The organism is Argonema antarcticum A004/B2 (assembly GCF_023333585.1).
Taxonomy (GTDB): Bacteria; Cyanobacteriota; Cyanobacteriia; order Cyanobacteriales; family Aerosakkonemataceae; genus Argonema; species Argonema antarcticum.
This window is the reverse complement of record NZ_JAIQZN010000003.1, coordinates 1-6,853: the sequence shown is the minus strand read 5'-3', so window position 1 is coordinate 6,853 and position 6,853 is coordinate 1. Positions and strand designations below refer to the sequence as shown.

2 protein-coding genes are annotated in these 6,853 nt (G+C 47.7%); both read left to right on the top strand.

Annotated features, from left to right (window positions below; all coding sequences use genetic code 11):
- On the top strand, positions 1-4,989 hold a 4,989-nt coding region (locus tag LAY57_RS01860), incomplete at its 5' end, for a HAMP domain-containing protein (protein WP_249064591.1).
- A gap of 88 nt (positions 4,990-5,077) precedes the next feature.
- Complete coding sequence (locus LAY57_RS01855) at positions 5,078-6,709, top strand: hybrid sensor histidine kinase/response regulator (protein ID WP_249064590.1); 1,632 nt, start codon at positions 5,078-5,080, stop codon at positions 6,707-6,709.
- The last annotated feature ends 144 nt before the right edge of the window (positions 6,710-6,853 follow it).

Here is a 6,853-nt window from a genome sequence, read left to right as displayed (position 1 = left end):
ATTACAGTAGATGTTAAAGGCGAAATCCTGGAATTGAAAAACACCGTCAACACAATGGTGGATCAACTCAACTCCTTTGCATCAGAAGTAACGCGGGTAGCAAGAGAAGTAGGAACAGAAGGAAAATTAGGAGTACAAGCAGAAGTCAGAGGTGTAGCCGGAACCTGGAAAGATTTGACCGATTCAGTTAACTTAATGGCGGGAAATCTGACCGGACAAGTGCGTAACATTGCCGAAGTAGCGACGGCCATTGCTAACGGCGACTTGTCTAAGAAAATTACAGTCGATGTTAAAGGCGAAATATTGGATCTGAAAAACACCATTAACACGATGGTTGACCAACTTTCTTCCTTCGCTAGTGAAGTAACGCGGGTAGCAAGAGAAGTAGGAACAGAAGGAAAATTAGGGGTACAAGCAGAAGTCAGGGGTGTAGCCGGAACGTGGAAAGATTTAACCGATAACGTAAACTCGATGGCGGGAAATCTGACCGGACAAGTACGTAACATTGCCGAAGTTGCTACTGCTATTGCTAACGGCGACCTTTCTAAGAAAATTACCGTGCAGGTAAAAGGCGAAATTTTGGAGTTAAAAAACACCATAAATATCATGGTGGATCAACTTAGTTCCTTCGCTTCTGAAGTAACGCGGGTTGCTAGGGAAGTGGGGAGTGAAGGCAAACTGGGGGTGCAAGCTGATGTCCGAGGTGTGGCGGGAACCTGGAAAGATTTGACGGACAGCGTGAACTTCATGGCAGGTTCTTTAACAGCCCAAGTACGGAATATTGCCGCAGTGACGACAGCTGTAGCAAATGGCGACCTTTCTAAGAAAATTACTGTCGATGTTAAAGGCGAAATTTTGGATCTGAAAAACACCGTCAACACGATGGTGGATCAACTTAATTCATTTGCATCGGAAGTAACGCGGGTTGCTAGGGAAGTGGGAACGGAAGGTAAGCTGGGCGTACAAGCAGAAGTAAAAGGTGTAGCGGGAACTTGGAAAGATTTGACAGATTCGGTAAACTTTATGGCGGGAAGTTTGACAGCCCAAGTGCGGAACATAGCCGAAGTGACGACAGCTGTAGCAAATGGTGACTTATCAAAGAAAGTCACCGTCGATGTGAAAGGCGAAATTTTAGAGTTGAAAAACACCGTCAACACAATGGTGGATCAACTGAATTCCTTTGCATCGGAAGTAACGCGGGTGGCGAGAGAAGTGGGAACGGAAGGTAAGTTGGGGGTACAAGCTTATGTTCGGGGTGTGGCGGGAACTTGGAAAGATTTGACCGACAATGTTAATTCGATGGCAGGTAATTTGACAGCCCAAGTGCGGAACATTGCTGAAGTGACGAAAGCAGTGGCAAATGGCGACTTGTCTAAGAAAATTACTGTCGATGTCAAAGGCGAGATTTTGGATCTGAAAAACACCATTAACACGATGGTGGATCAGCTTTCCTCCTTTGCTTCGGAAGTAACGCGGGTTGCCCGTGAAGTGGGAACGGAAGGGAAGTTGGGGGGTCAAGCGGATGTTAAAGGGGTGGCGGGAACTTGGAAAGATTTGACTGACAACGTAAACTCGATGGCGGGTAATTTGACAGCCCAAGTACGGGGGATTGCGCGAGTGGTGACGGCTGTTGCCAACGGTGACTTGAAGCGAAAACTCATGTTGGAAGCTAAGGGAGAAATTGAAACCTTAGCCGATACGATCAACGAGATGATCGATACGCTGGCAACATTTGCGGATCAGGTTACCACTGTGGCGCGAGAGGTGGGAATTGAAGGTAAATTAGGCGGACAAGCGAAAGTGCCCGGTGCAGCAGGCATTTGGCGAGCCCTGACCGACAACGTGAACGAACTGGCGGCGAATTTGACGACGCAGGTGCGTGCGATCGCAGAAGTGGCTATAGCGGTCACTAAGGGCGACCTGACGCGATCGATCGCCGTTCAAGCAGAAGGCGAAGTCGCAATCCTCAAAGACAACATCAACCAGATGATTGCCAACCTGCGCGAAACAACGCAGAAGAACACCGAACAAGACTGGCTAAAAACCAACCTAGCCAAATTTACCCGTATGTTGCAGGGACAAAGAGACTTGGAAACAGTCTCCAAACTCATACTCTCCGAACTCGCACCCCTGGTTTCGGCACAACACGGCGTCTTCTACCTCATGGAAGCAGGCGACCATCAATCCTACCTCAAACTTCTCAGCACCTACGCTTATCGCGAACGCAAACAGCTATCTAACCGCTTCGATTTAGGCCAAGGAATGGTGGGACAATGCGCCCTGGAAAAAGAACGCATCCTCCTGACCGAAGTGCCAGATAACTATATCAAAATTAGTTCCGGTTTGGGAGAATCCACACCTTTAAACGCAGTCGTCTTACCAGTACTATTTGAAGGCCAAGTAACCGCAGTAATTGAACTCGCCTCCTTCCGCCGCTTCAGCGAAATTCACCTCACATTCTTCGATCAGCTTACCGAAAGCATTGCGATCGTATTGAACACAATTGCCGCCAGTATGCGGACTGAAGAATTGCTCAAGCAGTCCACAGCACTCGCAGAAGAACTCCAAACCCAACAAGCCGAACTGCGAGAAACTAACAAGCGATTGGAACAACAAGCCCAATCTCTCAAAACATCAGAAGAATTGCTCAAAAAACAGCAAGAACAATTACAACAAACTAATGAAGAACTAGAACAAAGAAGCCGGTTGCTGGAGTTACAAAACAAGGAAGTCGAACGCAAGAACAACGAGATCGAACAGGCACGCAGATCCTTGGAAGAGAAAGCCGCGCAGTTAGCTTTGAGTTCCAAGTATAAGTCAGAATTCCTGGCGAATATGTCTCACGAATTGCGGACACCCCTGAACAGCTTGCTCATTTTGGCTCGGTTGCTGGCCGATAACACCGAAGGCAACTTGTCCCTTAAGCAAGTCGAATATACCCGCACAATCTATTCAGCAGGTACGGATTTGTTGGGGCTAATTAACGATATCTTAGATTTGGCAAAAATAGAATCCGGCACCATGTCAATTGAAATTGATATGATGCTGTTCACAGAACTCAGAGAGCAGATAGAGCGTACCTTTAGACAAGTGGCGCAGGATAAAGCTCTCACTTTCGCGATCGATTTAGATACTCAACTGCCCAGAGCAATATATACCGACTCGAAGAGATTGCAGCAAGTGTTGAAAAACTTGCTCTCCAACGCATTTAAATTTACCGAAAAGGGTAGCGTCACCCTGCGGACTGCTATACAAACTGGAGGTTGGAGTCAGGACAACGAAACTTTGAATCGCGCCTCTAGCGTTGTGGCCTTTTCCGTCACCGATACCGGCATCGGCATTCCTAACGACAAACAGAAAATAATTTTCGAGGCATTTCAGCAAGCCGATGGCACCACCAGCCGCAAATATGGCGGCACCGGACTGGGTTTGTCCATCAGCCGGGAAATTGCCCATCTCCTGGGCGGAGAAATTCAGTTAGTCAGTAGCGTAGGCAAAGGCAGTACCTTTACCCTATTTTTACCCCAAAACCATTCTGGTTTTGAAGATCGCGCAGATAAGCCTTATCAAGAGCTACAGCGCAATTTCTCTGAGCTACCCCTGACCCGTCAACCGCTTCTATCTTCATATTTCTCGTCCCCGACTCTACCGACGCGATTGGCTTCATCGAACTTGGCTGCAATAGATGGGGCAGCGACCGTACAACCCAAGGCCCAAGAGCCAATACCAGCTTCCTTGGATGGGCAAAAGGCTCAACCCACATCGCTGGTTGACGATCGAGGCGATATCCAACCGGGCGATATCGTATTGTTGATTGTGGAAGATGACATCAACTTTGCCCGCATCCTGTTAGATATGGCAAGACAGCAAGGCTTTAAAGTGCTGGTAGCGTTGCGTAGCGAAACGGGTCTGTCAATGGCGCGGGAATACAAGCCAAATGCGCTAGTTCTGGATATCATGTTACCCACAATGGATGGCTGGACAGTACTCGATCGCTTAAAGCACGACCCCAGCACTCGTCATATTCCCGTCCACATCATTTCAGTGGCAGACGGGCGGCACCGAGGCTTGCAATTGGGAGCTGTATCGTATCTGCAAAAACCCGTCACCAGCGAAGCACTGTCCTCGGCACTGACTCAAATCAAAACTTTTATTCAGCGCCCTGTGAAAAACCTGCTGGTAGTGCAAAATAACGAAAATCAACGCCACACCATAGTGGAGTTAATTGGCAACAGCGATGTCTCCACCACTGCTGTAGGCACTGGCGCAGAAGCACTCGAAGCGCTCAAGTCAGGATACTTTGATTGTTTGGTGCTGGATTTGAACTTGCCGGATATGAACGGATTTGAATTAATCTCTAGCATTAAGCAGGAGTCAAGAAATGTAGAAGCCGCAAATTTAAGGTCTATACCGATCGTAGTTTATACCGAGAAAAAACTTTCCCTCTTTCAAGAAACTGAACTCAAGCGCATTGCCCAGACTACTCCGCTCAAAGAAGTACACAGTCCAGAGTCTCTTTTAGATGAAACAGCTTTGTTCCTGCACCGAGTTCAGGCAAACTTGCCCGCACCCAAGCGAGAGATGCTGGAACAACTGCACAAAACAGATCGCGTACTTACTGATAAAAAAGTACTGATCGTAGACGACGATATGCGTAACATCTTTGCTCTCGCCAGTATGCTAGAACGCCATCAGATGCAGGTGATTTATAAGGAAAATGGTCGGGATGGCATTGCCATTTTGCGGAGTACCCCAGACATCGATATCGTCTTGATGGATGTGATGATGCCAGAAATGGACGGATACGAGACAATGCGAGCTATCCGCCAAATCCCTCAATTCAAAGGTTTGCCGATGATTGCCCTCACAGCTAAAGCCATGAAAGGCGATCGCGAAAAGTGCATCGAAGCAGGCGCATCAGACTACATCACTAAACCTGTCGATACAGACCAGTTGCTGTCGCTGCTGCGCGTCTGGCTCTATAAGTAGGGGCTAGCCCCTACTCCCTAGCCCCTTTCTTCTTTTTTATTTTGACTTTTGACTTTTGACTTCCCTAGCCCCTAATCACCAATGAACAATGAAAAATCAAGAAAAAGTAAACATCTTGATGGTTGACGACCATCCAGAAAATCTGCTAGCGCTAGAGGCAATACTAGACAGTCTAGGTGAGAATCTGGTCAAAGCCAATTCGGGTGAAGAAGCCTTGAAATGTCTGCTTAGGCAGGATTTTGCCGTGATTCTACTTGACGTTCAAATGCCGGGGATGGATGGATTTGAAACGGCAACGCTAATTCGACTGCGAGAGCGATCGCGCCAGACCCCGATTATTTTCCTCACAGCATTCAGCACCAGCGACTCCTTCGTCTTCAAAGGCTATTCTTTGGGCGCAGTAGATTATCTGCTCAAACCGATCGACCCAGAAATATTAAAATCGAAAGTAGTTGTTTTCGTTGACCTGTTCAAAAAGACTGAGGAGATCAAACGACAAGCAACACAACTTGCAGCGATCAACAGCGAACTTAGGGAAAGTGAAGAGCGGTTTCGCTGTTTGAGCGCATCCTCCCCAATCGGTATTTTTCTAACAGATATTGAAGGGCGCTGTACCTACACCAACCCGCGCTGCCAAGCTATCTGTGGCTTTACTTTAGAGCAAAGCTTAGGAAACGGTTGGTTAGAGTCGGTGTATTGGGAAGACCGAGAACGGGTAAAAGTAGATTGGTTTGCCTACACACATCAAAGCAATGAATACTCCGACGAGTTTCGCTTCCAAACTCCCCAAGCAATCATTCATTGGGTTCGCGTGCGATCGTCTCCCATGCTTTCCGATCGAGGTAATCCTGTAGGTCATGTGGTATCGGTAGAAGATATCACCGATCGCAAACAAGCTGAGGAAGAACGCAATAAGTTGCTTCGCGAACAGATAAAGCGACAGGAAGCTGAGCAGGCGAACCGTTTGAAAGACGAATTTCTAGCAGCCCTATCCCACGAACTCCGCACCCCCCTTAACTCCATACTGGGATGGGCTCGCCTCCTCCGCACTCGCAATTTTGATGAAGACACGACCGCTCGCGCCCTAGAAACTATCGAACGTAACGCCAAGTTACAAGCGCAACTGATCGAAGACATCTTGGATGTTTCGCGCATCATCCGGGGCAAGCTGCGTCTGAATATATGCACAGTTAATCTTACAGCAATTATTAAAGGAGCGATCGATGCTATGTCTCCTCAAGCGGAAAGTAAAGGAATTCAATTGGAAACCGAACTTGATACAGTAAATACCGTCTGTGGCGATCCAAACCGCTTACAGCAAATTGTCTGGAATTTAATCTCCAATGCGATCAAATTCACTCCTGAAGGAGGAAAGGTTAGCGTGCAACTAGAGTGTGCTGGCGATCGGGCCAAAATAAAGGTTATTGACACAGGCATTGGTATCGATCCAGATTTTCTTCCTTATGTTTTCGATCGCTTTCGTCAGGCTGATGGCCAAACCACAAGGTCTTATGGCGGACTCGGACTGGGATTGGCTATAGTCCACCACTTAGTAGAACTGCATGGCGGCTACGTCGGCGCAGAAAGTGGAGGAGAAGGCCAGGGAGCCACGTTTACGGTGACGCTACCGCTCCAAACAAGCAGGGAAGGAGGGACGCAAAGGCTCAGGGGAGAGCCCAACATTGTAGAGACGTTTCATGAAACCTCTCTACAATGTTGACCTGCTGTAGAGAGGTTTCATTGAAGCCGATTCCATCTAACTAGCAACTTGAGTTGGCTCTTTCGCAATTGTTATGCTTTTGTTCACTCCAAGAACATTTTTATTTCTTTTCTCCTCTCCCCCTCTCTTCCCCTCTCTTCCCCT